This is a genomic window from Soonwooa sp., assembly GCF_032062245.1.
GTDB lineage: Bacteria > Bacteroidota > Bacteroidia > Flavobacteriales > Weeksellaceae > Soonwooa.
The window spans coordinates 19,177-39,511 of record NZ_DAMBQF010000023.1 but is presented as its reverse complement, the minus strand read 5'-3'; the positions used below and the strand labels follow the sequence as shown (position 1 = coordinate 39,511).

14 protein-coding genes are annotated in these 20,335 nt (G+C 36.3%); 4 read left to right on the top strand and 10 right to left on the bottom strand.

Annotation, left to right across the window (positions count from 1 at the left end; translation table 11 throughout):
• Positions 1-841: 841 nt before the first annotated feature.
• The 5 genes from RT037_RS10675 to RT037_RS10655 form a co-directional block, all read right to left on the bottom strand.
• Entirely contained in the window at positions 842-1,237 is a 396-nt protein-coding gene (locus RT037_RS10675; protein WP_313030946.1) for a hypothetical protein, read from the bottom strand.
• A gap of 30 nt (positions 1,238-1,267) precedes the next feature.
• On the bottom strand, positions 1,268-1,768 hold the full coding sequence (locus tag RT037_RS10670) for a WG repeat-containing protein (RefSeq protein WP_313030942.1): 501 nt from the start codon (positions 1,766-1,768) through the stop codon (positions 1,268-1,270).
• Positions 1,769-2,105: 337 nt separating this feature from the next.
• Positions 2,106-3,986, bottom strand: a complete 1,881-nt coding sequence (htpG, locus tag RT037_RS10665; RefSeq protein ID WP_313030939.1) for a molecular chaperone HtpG — start codon at positions 3,984-3,986, stop codon at positions 2,106-2,108.
• A gap of 340 nt (positions 3,987-4,326) precedes the next feature.
• Positions 4,327-6,723, bottom strand: coding sequence for an endopeptidase La (gene lon, locus RT037_RS10660; RefSeq protein WP_313030936.1), 2,397 nt, complete (start codon positions 6,721-6,723; stop codon positions 4,327-4,329).
• 190 nt (positions 6,724-6,913) lie between these two features.
• On the bottom strand, positions 6,914-8,134 hold the full coding sequence (locus tag RT037_RS10655; protein ID WP_312322794.1) for a cysteine desulfurase: 1,221 nt from the start codon (positions 8,132-8,134) through the stop codon (positions 6,914-6,916).
• A 134-nt stretch (positions 8,135-8,268) separates the two neighbouring features.
• Here RT037_RS10655 and RT037_RS10650 point away from each other — a divergent pair, with 134 nt between their 5' ends.
• On the top strand, positions 8,269-9,510 hold the full coding sequence (locus RT037_RS10650; protein ID WP_312322793.1) for a DUF445 domain-containing protein: 1,242 nt from the start codon (positions 8,269-8,271) through the stop codon (positions 9,508-9,510).
• On the opposite strand, the gene RT037_RS10645 is transcribed toward RT037_RS10650, so the two are convergent.
• The 5 genes from RT037_RS10645 to RT037_RS10625 form a co-directional block, all read right to left on the bottom strand.
• The gene (locus RT037_RS10645) at positions 9,511-11,031 is read right to left on the bottom strand and encodes a GH3 auxin-responsive promoter family protein (RefSeq protein WP_312322792.1); all 1,521 of its coding nucleotides are present in this window, start codon (positions 11,029-11,031) and stop codon (positions 9,511-9,513) included.
• A 129-nt stretch (positions 11,032-11,160) separates the two neighbouring features.
• Positions 11,161-11,817, bottom strand: a complete 657-nt coding sequence (locus RT037_RS10640; RefSeq protein ID WP_313030929.1) for a 50S ribosomal protein L25/general stress protein Ctc — start codon at positions 11,815-11,817, stop codon at positions 11,161-11,163.
• A gap of 67 nt (positions 11,818-11,884) precedes the next feature.
• Positions 11,885-12,826, bottom strand: a complete 942-nt coding sequence (locus tag RT037_RS10635) for a ribose-phosphate pyrophosphokinase (RefSeq protein ID WP_079666470.1) — start codon at positions 12,824-12,826, stop codon at positions 11,885-11,887.
• A 92-nt stretch (positions 12,827-12,918) separates the two neighbouring features.
• Positions 12,919-14,439 (bottom strand): SGNH/GDSL hydrolase family protein, encoded by a 1,521-nt coding sequence (locus tag RT037_RS10630; protein ID WP_312324310.1) that lies wholly within the window; start codon positions 14,437-14,439, stop codon positions 12,919-12,921.
• Positions 14,440-14,453: 14 nt separating this feature from the next.
• The gene (locus RT037_RS10625; RefSeq protein WP_312324308.1) at positions 14,454-15,689 is read right to left on the bottom strand and encodes an outer membrane protein transport protein; all 1,236 of its coding nucleotides are present in this window, start codon (positions 15,687-15,689) and stop codon (positions 14,454-14,456) included.
• A gap of 378 nt (positions 15,690-16,067) precedes the next feature.
• Between RT037_RS10625 and RT037_RS10620 the strand changes: the two genes are divergently transcribed.
• The 3 genes from RT037_RS10620 to RT037_RS10610 are packed head-to-tail and all read left to right on the top strand — an operon-like array spanning position 16,068 to position 20,335.
• Positions 16,068-17,498 (top strand): regulatory iron-sulfur-containing complex subunit RicT, encoded by a 1,431-nt coding sequence (locus RT037_RS10620; protein WP_313030922.1) that lies wholly within the window; start codon positions 16,068-16,070, stop codon positions 17,496-17,498.
• Positions 17,482-17,955 (top strand): gliding motility lipoprotein GldH, encoded by a 474-nt coding sequence (locus tag RT037_RS10615; protein ID WP_313030919.1) that lies wholly within the window; start codon positions 17,482-17,484, stop codon positions 17,953-17,955. The genes RT037_RS10620 and RT037_RS10615 overlap by 17 nt, the downstream gene beginning before the upstream one ends.
• Before the next feature lie 7 nt (positions 17,956-17,962).
• Positions 17,963-20,335: a penicillin-binding protein 1A gene (locus tag RT037_RS10610; protein ID WP_312321850.1), complete on the top strand. Its 2,373-nt coding sequence runs from the start codon at positions 17,963-17,965 to the stop codon at positions 20,333-20,335.

Here is a 20,335-nt window from a genome sequence, read left to right as displayed (position 1 = left end):
AAATTAAAAATTTTAACCTGAAAAATTTGCAGATTAACATAGAACATCGGGGCTAAAAAAGTCTCCTTTCTTATAAAGTTTCGACTTTAAAAAGTCAATTTTGTTAACGTCCCTTCGAGTAAAAATCTGAAAGATTTTGTATCAAGAAGTCCATCAAAAAAAGTTCTCGATACGCTCGCTAATCGAACTGACGACCGTCTTTCTATTTGACGGGGTTTTGTCATAGCCCCGATTGATTCTGACTTATATATTTTTATAGTTGAATCATCGAAACTCGTTCCTCGTTTTGAAGCGGCATCCTTTTTTTGCTTGGGCTTGAAAAAAGCGTTGGCAAAAAAAGATACAGCGGAAAGCGGGAAACAGCTTCAAAAAATAACTGAACTGCTGTTCGACAAAGTCAAATAGCTTCTAATAAAAAATATTATCTGCTATTCGACGTAGTCAAACAGCTCCTAATAAAAATGATTTCGGGAAAAACTTAAGTTTGGCTTTTGCGCAAAGAAAAACCCGAAATCGCAAGATTTCGGGTTTTGATATTTCATTATACTGTTCTTCTAAGAATCTACCAAACCACGAAGCCTCGCCTTTATAAAAGGCAATCCTAATGTTGAAGGTTGATTGAATCTGAACATTTTTGCTTCGTTTTTTTGTTGGTTAAACTTGATTTTCAGGTGCAAATATAGAATAATTTTTTAAAGCGCAAATTTTATTGAATTTATTTTTGATCGGGAAGATTCTTCCAATATTGTAAACTTTTTTGCACATTGAAGTGATTGGCTTTGTTGGGTTGCGTTTCTAAATAAGTTTTAAATTCTTCTAATTCTGAGATAATCCAGTTTTGTTAAGGTTTCATTTCTCCGTCCCAACTGTAATGATAAATTTTTGACATATCAGTAGAAACGATAAATACAGCATCGCTTTCTTTGCTTTGATTAACATAGCCTTGAACAACGTAATAAGGAAAATATTTGCGAGGTTTCTCTGTGATTTCGAAATCGAGGAGATGGTCTTTTTTATCGCAATTATCACACGGTGCCAAATGTAGTATATCGTTGAGGATATCGAGATTTTCAAGACTATTCAAAATTTTTTGTTCTGTGAGGGTGTATGTAAAAGGATATGGATAATAAACGCCACCAATTTCGTAATCTTTCGGATGTTTTTTTGTTTTGTAAGGCTCTACTTTTTCACCTTTTTTGTTGATGAGATAACTTTCTGATTTTTTGGAAGATGGCACAATAGACCAATGTTCGCCGCCTTTTTTATATTATTTTTTCCAACCACCAACATAGACTTTCGCATAGCCATACTGAAAAGGTTCTGCAAAATCCCATTGCGCGGGAATTGTTAGATTTCCGTCTTTGTCTGCAAAACCAACTTTGTTGCCATCGACATAACGGCGAAGACCTTCTTCGTAATAGTCGATTCCGTTGTCAAACCATTGGGGATAATAAAGGAATTTTCCGTGTCGATCGTAGACTTCGCCAGCTGGCATCAAAGGTAATTTTGATGAATAGTCTTTAGCTTTTTCGGTTCCGATAAATTCTATTATGGCTTCCTCGATTGGTTTTTTGAAATCGTAATTTCCATAGTTGGAAAATTTTGCGGGTACAATGATTTTTCCTGATTCTGTTTTGGCACCTACTTTAGTGCTGTCCGCAGTTGAAAAGTAATATAGCTTTTCGTTGTTTTGTGCCAGCAAAAATGTGCTTTGAAGCAGTATCAAAGCGAAGATCAAACGTTTTAAAAGAATATTTTGAAAAATCATTTATGCCTTTTTGTTAATTTAGTTTTTTGGATTTTTAAGTTTTTTCACAATGAAAACAATGCAAAATACTAGAACGGAAATCAAAGCTAAAAGTTTTAGAGCCATGCCAACATAAAGATAAGCGTAGGGTGGATCTAGTCCGTAGAGTTTGGTTAAATATTCGCCAAGGGAAAATACTAAAATGCAGAGAATCAGAATTAAAAGAGACTTTTTTAAATTCATGTTTTAAATTGTTAGTCCTTGTTTAAAAGTAAGTAATTTTGTGCAATTTGATTTAATTAAATAAAAAAGTGCAACAATTATTTGCTGCACTCTTGTTGATATTCGATTTGAAAAATTATTTTAATTGCTCAAAACTTCGTTTGATAAAGTCTGTTAAATCCTTTCCTTTCAGTAGGTTTTGAGAAAGTTTTGCTAAGTCCAAAGCTTGTTGGATTTTTGCATTTTTAGTTTCTGAATTATCAGTTTTAAGAATGTCAGAAGCCAAGTCGCTATTTGCATTTACCACCAAATTGTACATCTCTGGGAAGTTACCAAACATCGAAGGCGCGCCCATCTGCTGCATGTCCTTCATACGACGCATAAACTCTGGTTGTGTAATGCTAAATGGTGCATCGTTGCTATCCAAATCTTCTAACTGAACCGTATAAGTTTGCGAGTTAATCGCTTCTTCAATAGATTTTTTAAGATTTTCTTTTTCGCCGTCGTTAAGTTTTGCAATAACAGGTTCATCTTTCTCAATCAATTTGTTGATGTTATCTGCGTCAACTCTTGCAAAAGTAACTTTGTCTTTTGTACTTTCCATTTTCTGAATAAGATGCGGCACCAAAGGCGAATCCATCAACAGAACTTCGTAGCCTTTAGCTTTCGCAGTTTGGATGTAGCTGTCTTGTAAGTCTGTATTGGAAGCATAAAGAATAACTGTTTTTCCGTTTTTGTCGGTTTGTTTGTCTTTAATGTTTTCGATTAATTCGTCCCAAAGAAGATACTTGCCATCGGTTGTTGGATAGAGCATGAATTTGTCCGACTTCTCGTAGAACTTGTCTTCCGTCACCATTCCGTACTCGATAACCACTTTGATGTCGTTCCATTTTTGTTCGTAATCTTCACGGTTGTTACGGATAAGTTCTACCATTTTGTCCGCCACTTTTTTCGTGATATAAGAAGAAATTTTCTTAACCGCGCCATCTGCTTGTAAGTACGATCTAGAAACATTTAGCGGAATATCTGGTGAGTCGATAACACCGCGTAGCAACATTAAGAAATCTGGAACAATACCTTTAACTTCGTCGGTTACAAACACTTGATTTTGATAAAGTTGGATTTTATCTTTTTCGATGTTTAAGCTGTTTGACAGTTTTGGGAAAAATAAAATCCCTGTCAAATTAAATGGATAATCAACGTTAAGATGAATGTGGAACAAAGGATCCTCAAATTGCATTGGGTACAACTCGCTGTAGAATTTTTTGTAATCTTCATCAGTTAAATCAGAAGGATTTTTTGTCCAAGCTGGATTTGGGTTGTTGATGATGTCATCCACTTCGATGGTTTCGGGTTTTGCATCTTCGGCAGCGCCTTCTGGTAAAGGAAGTGTTTCTTTTTTTGTTCCGAATTTAATTGGAATTTGGTTGAAGCGGTTGTACTTAAGAAGTAATTCTCTGATTTTGAAATCGTCTAAAAACTCGGTAGAATCTTCTGCAATGTGAAGTAGGATTTCGGTACCGCGATCCGATTTGTCCGTTTCTTCCAAAGTAAATTCTGGGCTTCCGTCGCAAATCCAATGTACTGCAGGCTCGTCTTTGTAAGACTTTGTGAAGATTTCTACTTTGTCAGCTACCATAAAAGCAGAGTAGAAGCCAAGTCCAAAATGTCCGATAATGCCAGCATCTTTTGCTGAATCTTTATATTTTTCTAAAAACTCTTCAGCGCCAGAAAATGCCACTTGGTTGATGTATTTTTCAACTTCGTCGGCTGTCATCCCAAGACCTTGGTCTTTGATGCTGATGGTTTTTGCTTCTTTGTCGATTTTGACCTCAATCATTGGGTTGCCATATTCTACTTTGGCTTCGCCGATGTTGATAAGGTGTTTTAGTTTGATTGTTGCATCCGTCGCATTAGAGATCAATTCTCTAAGGAATATTTCGTGGTCGCTGTAAAGAAATTTTTTAATAAGTGGGAAGATGTTTTCCACTGATACATTAATCTTTCCTGTAGACATATTTTATTGTTTTTTAAATTAAATATTATTATTTATTTGATTCTATTCGAAGGAAAACATGTTTCGATTTCCATTAAATATTTTGGTTGAAGTTTTTAAACTCTCAACTTTCTTAAAATTTAAAACTCAAAAAAAATACCAGTCCCGACAAAGTGACAATTTGTCTTTTTGGTGGAAAATATTGCTAAGAATGTGCGCCCCGACGGAGCCGGAACTCCTTTTGCGAGAGGCTATGCCGAGCAAAAGAGTGGGAGGCAGAGGCGGAAAAGGCGCCCAAATAATAGAAATAAAAAAGGACTCTAACTGCTTAGAATCCTTTTTTTATATAGATATGAAAAATTTAAACAATTGCTAAATCTACGACTTCGCTCATTTTGCTTACGTAATTGACTTTCAGGTGTTTTAGATAGTCTTTGTTGATTTCTTCGACGTCTTTTCGGTTAACTTCGCAAAGAATAACTTCTTTGATGCCAGCACGCGCAGCCGCCAAAAGCTTTTCTTTGATACCGCCCACTGGCAGGACTTTTCCACGAAGTGTGATCTCGCCAGTCATCGCTAAATGAGGTTTTACAGATTTGTTTTTGTAACTCGACACCATCGACGTCAACATTGCGATACCAGCCGACGGTCCGTCTTTTGGCGTAGCACCTTCTGGAACGTGGACGTGGATGTTTTTGCTTTCTAAATCTTCGGCGCTAATTCCTAGTTCTTCATAATGTGCTTTGATGTATTCTAGCGCAATCGTCGCCGACTCCTTCATCACGTTGCCGAGGTTACCTGTCATCGTCAAAGTACCTTTGCCTTTGGATAAAATACTCTCGATAAACAAGATGTCGCCACCGACGCTGGTCCAAGCCAAACCTGTCACAACGCCAGGAACTTTGCTGACTTCGGACAACGTGCTAGGACGCGGAACGCCCAATATTTCGTCGATTTTCTCAACAGAAATTTTCGGATCGTAGTCATTTTCCATAGCGATTTGTAAAGCTACCCAACGTGCGATGGATGCAATACGCTTTTCTAAAGTTCGGACACCACTTTCAGACGTGTGCGCATCGATGATATGTTTGATTTCAGGATTTCCTAGTTTAAAAGCTTTTGCTTCCAAACCAGTTTCTGAAAGTTGTTTTTTGATAAGGTGACGTTTTGCGATTTCGATTTTTTCTTCTAACGTATAGCCAGCAATGCTAATCAATTCCATACGATCCAAAAGTGGACGTTGGATATCGCCAAGGTTGTTGGCTGTCGCAATGAACATCACTTTCGACAAATCGTAACCCATTTCCAAGAAGTTATCATAGAAACTGTTGTTTTGTTCTGGATCCAAAACTTCTAACATCGCAGAACTTGGATCGCCATGCATACCTTTTCCGAGTTTGTCTATTTCGTCCAAAATAATCACAGGATTTGATGTTCCAGATTTTTTAACAGATTGAAGAATTCGACCTGCCATCGCACCAATATAGGTTTTTCTGTGACCGCGGATTTCAGATTCGTCGTGAAGACCACCCAAAGAAACGCGAACGTATTTTCTTCCCAAAGCATCAGCAATCGACTTTCCTAGCGAAGTTTTACCAACGCCTGGAGGGCCAGAAAGACAAAGGATTGGCGACTTCATATCGCTTTTTAGTTTTAGAACAGCGATGTGTTCCAAAATTCTTTTTTTAATATCTTCTAAACCGAAATGCTCTTTGTCCAAAATCTTTTCGGCTTTCTTTAAATCGAAAACGTCTTTAGAATATTTTTCCCAAGGTAAGTCCGTGAAGAAATCCAAATAATTACGTTGTACGTTGTAATCTGGTGAATTCGGGTGTTGGCGTTGTAGACGTTGCAATTCTTTTTGGAAATGCGTTTCCACATCTGCTGGCCATTTTAGTTTTGCTGCTTTATTTTTGAACTCGTCAACGTCAGAATCTGGACCGCCACCCAATTCTTCTTGGATAGTTCTTATCTGTTGGTTAAGGAAATATTCGCGTTGTTGCTTGTCAAGATCTTTACTCGTCTTTTGATGAATTAGATTTTTTAATTCTAAAAGACGGAAATCTTCATGCATCATTTCATAAAGCAATTCGGCACGTTTTGCTAAAGATTTTTCTTCTAAAAGACGTTGCTTTTTCTCAAAAGTAAAATTACCATTCGCTGCAATAAAGTTGAGTAAATCCTCTGCTTCATTAATGTTTTTAATCGCGAAATTTGCGGCATTTGGGATGTTAGGATTGATTTCGATAATCTTCATCGCCAAGTCTTTGATGTTCTCTATCAAAGCTTCAAATTCTTCTTTGTTGCGAGAATTAGTGTCTTTTATAAGCGTTAATTTCGCTGTTAAATAAGGATCGCGTCCTTCAAAATTTTTGATTTTGAAACGTTTGATTCCTCGAGTTATCGCCGTGATATTGCCTTCAGGAAGTTTTATGATTTTTACAACTTTCGCTAAAGTTCCAATTGTGTAAAGATCTTTATCAGCAGGATTATCTTCATTCGGGTTTTTCTGAGTCAAAATCCCAACCAGGTGGTTAGATTGCATCGCATCTTCCAATAGTTTTTTTGATTTTTCGCGTCCTGCGGTAATTGGTGTTACAACTTTTGGGAACATCACCATATTGCGCACTGGCAAAATAGCGTACATCTCTTGGTCTAATTCTTTTTCAGTTGGTTCCGAAATATTAATTTCTTCAGCAACTAATCCGAATCCGTCTTCCAAAATAGCGTCAAAGTTGATATCTTCAAATTCTGTCATAATGTATGATGATGACAAATTGTCATTTCTTTAAGGTGATAACTTATTATCTTTCTATAAATTGCGGATAATAAGTCGATTATATATTGAGTCGTATAATTTCACAATTCCTATGCCACAACATTTTTTGTCATAGAAAGCAAAAATCCTCCGCAAGTTGGGAGGATTTTCAGATTATATTTTTTAGTTGTTAAGCTAACATTCGTTGCGCTTTTTTAACGCCTTCGACCAATCTGTCGATTTCTTCAAACTTATTGTAAACTGCGAAACTTGCTCTTACCGTTCCTGCGATATCAAAATACGCCATAATCGGTTGCGCACAGTGATGACCAGTTCTTACGGCAATTCCTTGTTTGTCGAGAATCATCCCTACATCCGACGAAATCCCAACGCCTTCTAGATTAAAAGAAATGGCGCCAGCACGATTGGCTTTTTCAGCATAAATTCTTAAGCCTTCGATTTCTAATAAATGTCTTTGCGCATATTCTAGTAAAGAATGTTCGTGTTGTTGGATATTTTCGAGACCTACAGATTCCATGAAGTCGATGGCTGCGCCAAGTGCGATATTGCCACCAACATTGGGTGTTCCGGCTTCAAAACGGAAAGGTAAATCAGCGTAAGTTGTCTTTTCAAAACTACAAGTTGCAATCATCTCGCCGCCACCGTGGAAAGGTTGAAGTTTATTTAATGAAGACTCTTTTCCGTACAAAATCCCGGTTCCCATTGGTGCGTACATTTTGTGTCCAGAAAAAACAAGGAAGTCGCAATCCATCTTCTGAACGTCCAATCGCAAATGTGGTGAAGATTGTGCTGCATCGATTAATACGAAAGCATTTGACAGTTTTCTAGTTTTTGTAATAACTTCTTCAACAGGATTGATAACGCCAAGCGCATTTGAAATTTGATTTAAAGAAACTATTTTCGTTTTTTCATTTAACCAAGAATCCAAAACATCGATTTGTAAAATGCCATTTTCGTCCATCGGAATAATGCGAAGTTTCGCACCAGTTCTCTCGCAAAGCATTTGCCACGGAACAATATTCGAATGGTGTTCTAGATACGAAATAATGATTTCGTCATCTTTTTTAATCAAATTCGTAATCGCATAAGCAATCAAATTGATGCCTTCGGTCGTACCTTTTGTGAAAATAACTTCGTATTCGTGCTTTGCATTAATGAATTTCTGAACCTTTTGTCTTGCCAACTCCATTTCGGTTGTTGCAAGTTGACTCAAGGTATGGATGCCGCGATGTACGTTGGCGTTAATCGTTGTATAGTATTTTTCCCAAGTCTCTAAAACCGAAATTGGCTTCTGAGAAGACGCACCGTTATCCAAGTAAACAAGAGGTTTTCCGTTGATTTCTTGGTCTAAAATTGGGAATTGGTTTCTTATATTTTGAATGTCTAACATGTTCTTTATTTAGAATGCTTCAAAGTTACGGCAAATATTATTAATGAAGTTTAAATTGGTTTTAAATCATAATTTTTAAATAGTCAAATAGAAAACTTACATTTGTTTGGAAAGCTATTTGATACATCAAAACTATGACAGATTCTGAAAAAAAAATACAACTTCGAAATTATAAGTTGCTAGCAACGGGATTATTCTTGTTGATGGCTATCACATTTATCATCATGAATATAATTCAAAAATCGACGCCATCGCATTGGGTTGGTTACATTCGTGCTTTCTCGGAAGCGGCGATGGTTGGTGCTTTGGCGGATTGGTTTGCAGTGACGGCTTTGTTTCATCATCCGATGGGACTTAAGATTCCGCACACTAATTTGATAGAAAATAGTAAAGCAAAAATCGGTGATAATCTAGGGAATTTTGTTGTTGATAATTTTTTAGTACCAGAAAATATTCGACCTTATATTCTAAAATTAAAAGTCTCAGGATTTGCAGGAGAATGGATTGGTAAAGAGAAAAATCAGGATTTGTTTGTGAATGAAGGTTCCAATATTTTGCTCGATATTTTATTAAAATTGGATGATAAAGAGGTTGTCAATTTTATTTCGAACAAGGTAAAAGGCATGACGGCTTCTATTAAAGTTAATAAACTTCTTGGTAATGGTTTGGAATATCTTATTCAGAAAAATGATCATGAAACTTTGATTACAAATCTAAGTGGTCAGATTAAAACTTATATTCTTCAAAACCAACAAATGGTGGATGAACGTGTTGAAAAAGAAAGTTATTTTTTCGTTCCTAAATCTGTTGACCGAAAAATTTCGGAGAAGATTGTCTCGGGTTTAAGCCATTATTTTGAAGAAATTGAGAATGATCAACAACATCCTTTGCGAAAAGAAATTACGTCGAAACTTTTGGTTTTTGCGGACGAAATAAAAACGGAAGCGAAATGGGAAAATGAATTTGATGTTATTAAAAATGAATTTTTGAATGGTAAGAAACTCAATGAATATGCGTCTGATATTTGGTTGTCTATTAAAGATTCTCTGCGTATAGAATTAACTTCTGAGACGTCAAGTTTAAAAATTTATATCAAAAAAAATCTTAGCGAGTTATCCAATAATCTTCAAAATGATGAAGTTCTACAAAAGAAAATTGACAATTGGATTCGATTAACGGCTTACAAATACATTTTAAAAAATACTAAAGAAGCTGGAAATCTTATCAGTAATACAGTCGGAAACTGGGAAGGAAAAGAGCTTAGTCGAAAACTAGAACTGGAAGTTGGAAAAGATCTGCAATTTATCCGTATTAATGGGACTATTGTTGGCGGTTTGGTTGGACTTCTAATTTATACTGTGGCGCAGTTTCTATAATTACATTTCTTGATTTAAAACTAAAAGCGGATCAATATATTCGCGGTCGTTACTCAATCTTGGGACTTTATTTTGTCCTCCTAATTTACCACGATTTGACATCCATTGGTAGAAAAGTTTCGGTTTTGCAATGTGGACAACAGGACGTTTTAGTGTAATGTTGTTGTAACGTTTTGCTTCGTAATCGGAGTTAAGGGTTTTTAAAGTTTCATCAAAAATATTAATAAAACTATCCAAAGATTCTGGATGAGAAGTGAATTCGAAAATCCATTCGTGTGCGCCGCTTTCATTACCCGTCATAAAAACAGGTGCGCCAGTAAAATCCGACACAAAAGCGTTGGTCTCGCGACAAGCTTTCGCAATTGCATATTCGACATTATCGATCATCAATTCTTCACCAAAAGCATTGATATAATGTTTGGTACGACCAGCGATTTTAATTCTGAAAGGACTCAATGAAGTGAATTTCACCGTGTCGCCAATCATGTAACGCCAAAGTCCGCCGTTGGTTGTAATCACCATGGCGTAGTTTTTATGAAGTTCAACTTCCGAAAGAGGAATCGCTTTTTGTAAACTTGTTCCGAAAGTATCCATCGGAATAAATTCGTAGAAAATGCCGTAATCCAACATTAATAACATTTCGTCGCTATCAGATCTATCTTGAATGGCGAAAAATCCTTCCGAAGCATTGTAGATTTCGTAATAACGAATAGGCTTTCCTGTAATTTGGTTGTATTGATCGCAATAAGGTTTAAAACTAATTCCACCGTGAAAAAATACTTCCAAATTTGGCCAAAGATCCGTAATGTATTGTTGGTTAGAGTCGTGAAGAACTCGACGTAGAAGTACCATCATCCAACTTGGGACGCCTGTTAAACTGCCGACATCTTGTTTAACAACTTCGGAAACGATGGCTTTTAGCTTGCTTTCCCATTCGGACATTAACGATACTTTTTTGCTCGGTGTATTGATGATTTCTACCCAAAAAGGTAAGTTTTCAATAAGAATTGCAGAAAGGTCGCCAAATTTTGTATTGAAGTTTTGATACATTTCTGAACTTCCACCAAGTCTTAAATTTTTATGTTGGAATAAACCACTTTCTGGATGGTTGTTGACATAAATCGAAATTAAATCTTTCCCAGCTTTGTAATGACAATCCTCGAGACTTTCATCAGAAATAGGAATGAATTTGCTTTTGGCATTAGTTGTCCCAGAAGATTTTGCAAAATGTTTAATTTGTCCAGGCCAAATAATATCCTTCATGCCTTGGCGAGCTTTTTCGATATAAGGCTCGTAATCTTCGTAGGTTACAATTGGGACATTGTTTTGAAAATCTCGATAATTCGAAATGTCTTTAAACCCATAATTTTTCCCGTAAACAGTATCTTCGGCGTGAAACAATTGCGAGAATAAAACACCTTTTTGAGTTTCTATAGGATGATCTATAAAATTATTGATTTGGTCTATTCGTTGTCGAATAAACCAATTAACTACGGTGTTGAACATTGCTTTGGTCGCCATATCAACAAATATAATAATTTTGAGCTTATTTTGTTAGTTGAAAATTAGATTTAACAAGATTTTTAAAACAAAAAAACCTGCAGCATTGCTACAGGTTTTATATTTAGAATAAAATTCTTTAAAAAAACATTAAGCTTCAGTAGATTTCTCTTCTGTTGTAGGTACATCAGGATTTTGATCTCTAACTTCTGCAGCTTCTTCTTCATCTTCTTCATCTTGAGCAGCAGCACCACCTTTCATTGCATTTCTAGACATCTTAACAGCTACGATAACTGCGTTGTCTGGGTGCATGAAAGTGTATTGTTCGTTCTTGATAGAACCAACATAAAGTTTGTTACCAATTTTAAGAGGAGTAACGTCAACAACAACTTCGTCAGGTAAGTTAGCTGGGATAGCTTTAACTTTCAACTTACGATAAGTTTGTCTTAAAACACCACCAGAAACAACACCTTTTGCACGACCTGTAATTCTTACAGGAACTTCCATGATAACTGGCTTGTCAGCAGCTAATTGATAGAAGTCAGCGTGTAAAATTTTGTCAGTAATTGGGTGGAACTGGATGTCCTGAAGTACAGCAGCGATCGTTTGACCATCAACCTCAATAGATACCGTGTGTGCTTCAGGAGTATATACTAATCCTTTGAAAGCTTTCTCTTCAGCAGAGAAGTTCAAAGTTTCTGTACCTCCGTAAACAACACAAGGAACTAATTCAGCATCACGTAAAGCTTTAGTAGACTTTTTGCCCACGTTTTCTCTTTTTGTACCTTGAATTGTAATAGATTTCATTTTAAAAATGTTTAAATTTTAAGTCTGCAAATATACAGAATTTTCTGAAAATGCGAAATGTTTATTTTTAGATGATAAATTTATCACTAATAGAATGATGCTCGTGTACACTTTTCATAACGTCTGCGAAAAGTGGTGCACAGCTCAATACTTTTATTTTTGATGATAAACCTTCTTTAATTGGTATAGAATCTGTCACAATAACTTCCGAAATTTGAGAATTCTGGATATTATCATAAGCTTTTCCTGATAAAACTGGATGCGTTGCAATAGCTCTCACAGATTTTGCACCTTTTTCCATTAGGATGTCAGCCGCTTTGCAAAGTGTACCAGCTGTGTCAATCATGTCATCGATAAGGATAACGTTTTTGTTGGTTACGTCACCAATTAACAACATTTCTTCAACAACGTTAGCTTTTTTTCTTTCCTTATAACAAATAACAACTTCAGCTCCTAGATGACTTGCGTAGTTTTTTGCTCTTTTTGCACCGCCCATGTCTGGTGAAGCAATTGTTAAATCATCAAGATTAAGTGACTGGATGTAGTCTACAAAAATAGTAGAAGCATAAAGGTGATCAACAGGAATTTCGAAGAAACCTTGGATTTGATCAGCGTGTAGATCCATTGTCATGATTCTTGTAGCGCCTGCAGCGGTTAAAAGATTCGCTACTAGTTTTGCACCGATTGGTGCTCTTGGTTTGTCCTTTCTGTCTTGTCTTGCCAAACCGTAATATGGAAGTACGACAGTAATGTTTTTAGCAGAAGCTCTTTTAGCAGCGTCAATCATTAACAAAAGTTCTAAAAGATTGTCTGCTGGAGGAAAAGTAGAACCGATTAAAAATACACGTCCTCCTCTTACAGATTGTTCTAAAACAGGCTCGAACTCGCCATCGCTAAAGTCTTGAATAATGATGTGACCAAGTTCTTGACCGTAATTTTCTGCGATTTTTTCAGCTAAGACTCTACTTGTTCTTGTGGAAAATAGATAGCTGGGTTGTAGATCTGACATTTTACTTTTTATTTTTTGCAAATTTAATAAAAAATAAACCACTCGATAATCAAGTGGTTTATTTTTATAAAGAATAATTGGTGTCTTTTCGATTAAGGGAATTTCACGCCAGAATACTTGTTAACATCTACTAATGGTAATGTTGACTTGTATTGTTTGTTAATTGCGTTAACGAATTCGTTAGCAACGATTGCGTAGCCTCTACCTGTTAGGTGAACACCATCAAGGGAAAATGCTCCACCAGTCACAAATGTTGCAGTGTATTTAACACCATTCCATTGGATACCTGATTTTTGTGCCAACTCTTTCATTTTTGCATTAGCATCTACGAAGGCATAGCCATTAGCAGTTGCTGCAGCTTTAATTGTTTCGTTGTAACTAGCAATTGCAGTGTTAACCTCAGTAACTTCAGTTGATGTAAGGATGTATTTATCTGCAAAAGGATATGCAATACCTCTAGCACTTAAATCTGCTGGAACGCCTGCTTCTGCTGTTCCAATTGCATTTTTTGTAGCTAATGGAATTAAGTCACTTGCTTTGGCTTGTCTTGCTTGTCCATAAGTAGCACCAAGGTAAGTTGCTAATGCCGCTAAAACTGGGTTGCCAGAGTTAGCTGCTGCATATGTAATTGCTGGGCCTAGGTTATTTAAACTTTCGTCCTTTATTAAAAGAGGATTAGCTGCCGTTTTGCTTAGCATTTGTATTCTGTCGCCTCCACCAACAGCTTTTAACAGTTGTACTAAAGGACCATAAAGGTTTGCGTTCAGTTTGTCGATTGTTGCTTCACCTACTGCAATATTTCCTCCACCTAGAACAGAAGATGTTAAAGGGTTGTACGGAACAGTTGTAAGATTAGGGATGGTTGTCACGTCAGGAATATTTGCAATAACACCTTTTGCTTTAGTAGACGCAATTTGTGCAATTAACATATTGTAATATGTTTTAAATTGATCAGCTGGTGTTAAAGTTTCTACAGAAGAGTCAGCCCCTGCTAGTGCGTATAGAAGTGCATCATTGTTCCCAATCCATAAAGAGAAAAATGTTGGTTTTTGAGCTAAGAAATCTGCTATGACAGATGTCTGAGCATTAGATGCAAATCTTGTAAAATATGGGTTAGCTGTTGCTGGATTAGATGCAAGTCCTGCAGGATTTCCGTAGCCAGGAGCTAATAGATGCGCTACTTTTGCGCCAGGAACTCCCATGTTTTGGTATGGTCCACCTGCTGAAATATTATCTAATGTTCCGCCAGGATTGCTTGCTACAGGAGCTAAGCTTCCATTAACAACTTGAAGATTTAGTTTCCCGCCAAAGCCTGGAAGGTTTGAGAATCCTCCAATGTTATTTGGCATCATTGGTTGTTTGAATTCGCCGCCGCCGGCTAATTTCATTTGTTGTGCAATCATCGATGGATAAGATTCGTTTTGCCCATCAGAGTATAATGCATTATCTCTATAACCAGAAGTAAGTGAGTTACCTAATGCTACATATTTTGTAAAATCTGCATCGCCTTTAGTTACGACAACATCAGTAACGTCGGTGTCAAAATCTGTTTTACAACTTTGCGTTGCTAATAAAGCAGAAATGCTAAATAGTGAAAATAATATCTTTTTCATAATGATTTAAAATTTTAGAACGCGTTATAAGATAGACCAAGGCCGAAGTAGTAAGCTTTCGCTTTTGCTTGTCCAACGAAGTTATAATACGTGTTGTTAACTTGACGACTTTGTGGCATTGCGTATGCTCCAGCAATGTCTACACCCAATTTGTTGAATTTGAATCCAAGACCCGCAGTAATAACATATGAATTAAATGATGGCGTTTCTGGGATGAAGTTTTCATTAGAATAAGGCGATTCATCGTAATAAGCACCCAATCGACCAGCAATCATGTCATTAAACATATATTGTGTACCAAGTCTGAAAGTTTTAGTGTTTTTAAAGTTCTTAGGTGTTACCAAAACTGTTGGGTCGGTTGGTTGGTTACCAACTGGAGCATGTTCGAAATCAAGCGTTAGACGCTCGTATCTTGACCAACCAGTGTAGTTGAAGTCTGCTGATACTAACCATTTCGGTGTAATTTTATAAGTTGCACCTAATGTATACTCGTCAACCAATGGAAGAGTTGCTTTAAATTTGTCTTGACCATTAGCGTCAATACCTAGATTTGGATATAAAGATTTTGGAACGTTGAATGTTGCGGTTCCGTTTTTAGCTTTCATATCGATTGGAGAGCGGTAAGCAACACTTAGATCTAACTTGTCGTTTGGTTGGAAATAAAAACCAAAACCGAAACCAGATCCAGATGCTTTTTCATCATTAATGTTAAGGCTTCCTCCGTAACCAGTAATTGCTTTGTCCCAATCTACTTTTCCTTTTGCGTAAATATAGCTAGCTCCGAATGAAGCCCAAGGCGCAAGTTTAAAAGAAACCATTGGTTGGAAAAAGAAACTCTTTAGCTCCATTTTTTGTACCATTTCAGCGCCTTCCCAAGTGCTTGGCCATTGGATGGTGCTACCAAATGGTGTTGCGAAGTTAAAACCTAATGACACATCATCTGTTACTTTATAGGCTACAGCCGCATATAAAGGTGTACCAATTGGGTTGTCAGTTTCTGCAGATTGTAGCGTAGAAAGATTTTGGAAAGTCACTTTATTTATGGCTCCGAAACCACCTGCAACAACGCTTAGTTTAGCTGGGATGAAAGACATACCTGCAGGGTTAAAGAAAGTCACACTCGCATCTTCGGCATGTGCACTTGTGTGTGCCATCGCAAGCTGCTTAACTCCTTGTAACGAAACTCGGAATCCACCTGCGTATGATAAAACACCTGCTGCTAAAGCCGTTGTTATAAGTAATTTTTTCATAGAAGTAATGTTATATTATGGTCAAATATAAAATTTATTTTTTTAAGAATGTTAAAATTTTATAAAATTAACTAAACAAGCATTTATTTTTTATGTTTGTTTAAATTTTAAAATGATTAAAATACATCTTAAATATTGGTTTAATTAGGATTTTATTATGTTTAATTAATATTTTGTTTAATGTTAAACATTGCAATGCGAACCATAACAAACCTTGTTAATTTTAAGTTTTGATGTGTTAATAAATTGAATATATCATTATTAAATATTAATTGTTTTTAATAAAAGTTTAGATAAAATATAAAACCAGGATTTCTAAAATCGGCAATACAACTTTAATCAAAAAAAGTTAACTTTGCGAGAATAATATATTTTAATATGAGTTGTGGATGTAAGACATCCGGCGATTCAGGACATTCATGTGGAACAAAATCCTCGAATGGATGTAGCAGTGTAGATACTTGTGGTAATAGCTATAAATTAAATGTTTTCGATTGGTTGTCTGATGTCAAAAACCCAGGCACTTCTTCTAACGAATATGTAGAAGTAAGATTTAAAAACGATCGAAAAAGTTTTTTCAAAAACACAAATAACTTGCCTCTTGCGGCAGGTAACACCGTTACGTTAGAAGCGAATCCCGGTCACGATATTGGCGTAGTTAGTTTAACTGGAGAATTAGTGAAAATCCAGATGAAAAAGAAGAAAATCTCTACAGAAGGACTTCTTAAAGTTTATCGACACGCTACACAAAAGGACATCGAAGTTTGGCAAGAACTTCGCAAAAAGGAAAACGATGTGAAAATTCAGGCTAGAAAAATTGCATATTCAATTGGTCTAGCGATGAAAATTACAGATGTAGAATACCAAGGTGATGGTTCCAAAATCACTTTTTATTACACAGCCGATTCTCGCGTCGATTTTCGTCAGTTGATTAAAGAATATGCGGGCGCTTTCCGTACAAAAATTGACATGAAGCAGATTGGTTTCCGTCAAGAGTCAGCGAAAGTTGGTGGTATTGGATCATGTGGTAGAGAACTTTGTTGTTCGACTTGGTTGACAGATTTTAGATCTGTTAATACCAATGCAGCGCGTTATCAGCAACTGAGTATCAATCCTCAAAAATTGGCAGGTCAATGTGGAAAGCTTAAATGTTGTCTTAACTACGAATTGGAAAGTTATATGGACACATTGCGCGATTTTCCGGCGACCAATACTGTTTTAAATACCGAAAAAGGAAAAGCTTTCTGTATTAAAATCGACGTTTTTAAAAGAAAAATGTGGTTTGCTTACGTAGAAAATTCTATGGCTTGGTATGATATTGATATTTCTGATGTGAAGATGATGATTTCTGTTAACCAAGAAGGAAAACCATCGCCGGCTTTGGAAGATTTCAAGGCTCAAAACGCGCCAGTTGCTAATGTGGATTTAATCCAAGAAAGTAGCCTAGATCGTTTTGAAAAGAAATCGCGTCCAAATAATAAAAAGAATCCTCGAAATCGTAATAAAGATCGTAGTTCTAATGATCAAAATAACAGTGATCGACCGAAGAATAATCGCGAAAGAAGAGAACGTAGCACCTCGGGACAAAACCAAAACCGAAACGCTTCTAAGCCTAACCAAAATGGTCAAAATAACCAAAATGGAAATGCGCAGAAAGAAGTAAGAAAAGAGGTGAAGAAAGTTGAAGTTTCTGCGGAAGCTAACAAGAATTCGGAGATGCCAAAGGCTAAAAAACCTTTTAACAATAAAAAGAAGTTTCATAAAAAACCAAATTCTAATCCTAATTCCAATAATGGGAACAATGTGTAAGTTTTTAGGAGTCTTTGTTTTGGGACTATTTTGTATTAGTTGTAATGATGCCAATGAGGTTGTTAGTATGCAATCTTTGGCTGGTTCTTGGAATAAAAATAAAATCCAAGAATTAACTTTTGAGGTGAAAGATCATCAAAATCCGAAAAATATTATATTTGTTGTTAGAAACAATGACAGCTATCCTTATAGTAATCTGCGATTAATTGGTACAATTCTAGATGACAAGAAAAAAGTTTTGTCGAAAGATACGCTCAATTATGTCCTTGCAAAACCTAATGGTCAATGGCTTGGAAGCGGATTTGGAGATACTAAAGAGATATTGTTTCAATACAAATCAGATTTCAAATTCCCGAAAGATGGTCAATTTAGCATTGGCGTAATACAAGCGATGCGAAAAGATAATCTGCCAGGGATTGAAGATTTGGGCGTTAAAATTGTAAATGTAAAGCCATAAATAATATATGGAAGACAATAAAAAATCAAAACCTGCCAGTGGATTTCCATTACCACCAAAGAAGAAAAAAACATCTTCTGGTATTAAAAGATGGATTAAATTTATTTGGCTAGGATTAATAGCAGTAATTCTTGGAATTTCGGGATTGTTTTTTGCTGTTTCACAAGGATTTGTCGGCGATATGCCAGATGTTAAGGATTTGGACAATCCAGATATCTATGTTGCATCGGAGATTTATTCTTCTGACAATCAGCTTCTTGGTAAGTTCGAAAAAGAAAAAACTATTCCGGTTACTTACAAACAGTTACCGCCTTATTTGGTGTACGCGTTACAAGCAAAAGAGGATGAACGTTTTAAGGAGCACTCTGGTATTGACTTAAAGTCGATTGCGAGAGCTGTTTATTTCGGTGGCGATAGAGGTGGAGGTTCTACGATTTCTCAACAGTTAGCGAAGTTGTTATTCACTGGTCAAGCTTCTCAAAATAAGTTTCAACGTGCGTTCCAAAAGTTGAAAGAATGGTGTGTTGCAGTAAGTTTAGAAAAACGATATACCAAGGAAGAAATCATCACTTTGTATTTTAACAAGTTTGATTTTTTGTTTAATGCAAAAGGTGTTGAAATGGCTTCTAAGGTTTATTTCAATAAATCAACTAAAGATTTAACGCTTCCAGAAGCTGCAACATTTGTGGCAATGTTGGAAAATCCACGTAAAAATAATCCTTACCGTAAGCCAGAAAGAGCTAAAGAAAGACGTAATGTTGTACTTAAGCAAATGTTGGACACTGGTTATCTTGATCAACAGACTTATGATAAAGCTATTGATGAGCCAGTAACTGTAACTTTTTCTCCTGTTGAAAAGGTTGAAGAAGATTACTCTGCTTACTATAAATTTTATTTAAGAAAAGAGATTCAACAATATCTTACAGAATACGAAAAGCAAACTGGTAAAGAACTTAACCTTTATAAAAACGGTTTAAAAATTTATGTTACTCTAGATTCTAAAATGCAAAAATATGCCGAGGAAGCTATTAAAGAACACTTGACTTCTCTGCAGAAGAATTTCGATAACGAGATGAAATACAACTCTAATCGTCCTTATTATAATTTGAGTAAGAAACAGATTGATGAATTGATGATGTCCGCCGTTAGAAGAACTGGTCGTTACAAGCAAATGAAAGCTGAAGGCATGCCAGAAGATTCTATTATGATGGATTTCAAAACGCCAACTAAAATGACGCGTTTCACTTGGAATGGTGAAGAAGAAGTTGAGATGACGCCATGGGATTCTATCCGTTATCATAAACAAATTGCACAAGCTGGATTGATGTCGATGGATCCGCAAACAGGTGATATCAAAGCGTGGGTAGGTGGTATCAATTGGCAACATTTCCAATATGATCACGTTAAACAAGGTAAACGTCAAGTAGGTTCGACCTTTAAACCCTTCGTTTATGCAACGGCGATTATGCATCTTGGGATGACGCCATGTTCTCAAGTATCGAACGGTACATTTACAAAGGGAAATTGGTCTGTACCTGGCTCTGGAGGTATGTTAACACTTAAAAATGCAATTGCTTATTCTAAGAACCCTGTGGCAATTCGTCTTGCTGAGATGGTAGGAACAAAGAATGTTATCCAAACAGCTAGAGATCTCGGAGTTACAGATCCTATTGATACAAGTTTACCAATGGCATTAGGTACTTCGGATATTACGATTTACGAAATGTTGGGAGCTTATAGTACATTCGCAAACTTCGGTAACTATACCAAGCCAGAGATGATTTGGCGTATTGAAGATGCCAACGGACGCGTGATTAAAGAAGTAAAACCTCTCGTTAAAGAAGTCATGAACGAGATGTATGCTTATACGATGATTGACTTAATGAAAGGTGTAACCGAATTTGGTACGGCTTCGGGAGAGCTTAAACGTCGAGGTGTACAAGCTGCTGAAATTGCTGGTAAAACTGGTACAACTCAGAAAAACTCCGATGGTTGGTTTATGGGGATTGCTCCTAAATTAGCGACTGGTGTTTGGGTGGGCTGGGAAGACCGTGCAACGCACTTTAGAAGTACTGGCGAAGGTCAAGGTGCGAAAATGGCATTACCGATCTGGGCAATTTTTATGAAAAAAGTATACGCAGATAAAACATTAAATATCTCACCAGAAGATAAATTTATAAAACCAAGCGATTGGACAGGAAGCTGTTCTGACCTTAGCGGACTTGGTGGTGGTTATGGTGACGAAGGCGGATTAAGGACAATGGATGAAATCAAAAATCCAACACCACCGCCAACTAATCATACTAATTCTGGACCTAAAAAGGAAGAGAATATTAATGAAAAAGTTAATAAGACTGACGATATAGATTTTAATAAATAA

Coding starts and splice junctions, on each gene's coding strand:
- RT037_RS10615 (WP_313030919.1), top strand. CDS start 17,482: ATGGGAACAATGTGTAAGTTTTTAGGAGTCTTTGTTTTGGGACTATTT.
- RT037_RS10635 (WP_079666470.1), bottom strand. CDS start 12,826: ATGTCAGATCTACAACCCAGCTATCTATTTTCCACAAGAACAAGTAGA.
- RT037_RS10650 (WP_312322793.1), top strand. CDS start 8,269: ATGACAGATTCTGAAAAAAAAATACAACTTCGAAATTATAAGTTGCTA.
- RT037_RS10670 (WP_313030942.1), bottom strand. CDS start 1,768: ATGATTTTTCAAAATATTCTTTTAAAACGTTTGATCTTCGCTTTGATA.
- RT037_RS10630 (WP_312324310.1), bottom strand. CDS start 14,439: ATGAAAAAGATATTATTTTCACTATTTAGCATTTCTGCTTTATTAGCA.
- RT037_RS10640 (WP_313030929.1), bottom strand. CDS start 11,817: ATGAAATCTATTACAATTCAAGGTACAAAAAGAGAAAACGTGGGCAAA.
- lon (WP_313030936.1), bottom strand. CDS start 6,723: ATGACAGAATTTGAAGATATCAACTTTGACGCTATTTTGGAAGACGGA.
- RT037_RS10610 (WP_312321850.1), top strand. CDS start 17,963: ATGGAAGACAATAAAAAATCAAAACCTGCCAGTGGATTTCCATTACCA.
- RT037_RS10645 (WP_312322792.1), bottom strand. CDS start 11,031: ATGGCGACCAAAGCAATGTTCAACACCGTAGTTAATTGGTTTATTCGA.
- RT037_RS10625 (WP_312324308.1), bottom strand. CDS start 15,689: ATGAAAAAATTACTTATAACAACGGCTTTAGCAGCAGGTGTTTTATCA.
- RT037_RS10620 (WP_313030922.1), top strand. CDS start 16,068: ATGAGTTGTGGATGTAAGACATCCGGCGATTCAGGACATTCATGTGGA.
- htpG (WP_313030939.1), bottom strand. CDS start 3,986: ATGTCTACAGGAAAGATTAATGTATCAGTGGAAAACATCTTCCCACTT.
- RT037_RS10655 (WP_312322794.1), bottom strand. CDS start 8,134: ATGTTAGACATTCAAAATATAAGAAACCAATTCCCAATTTTAGACCAA.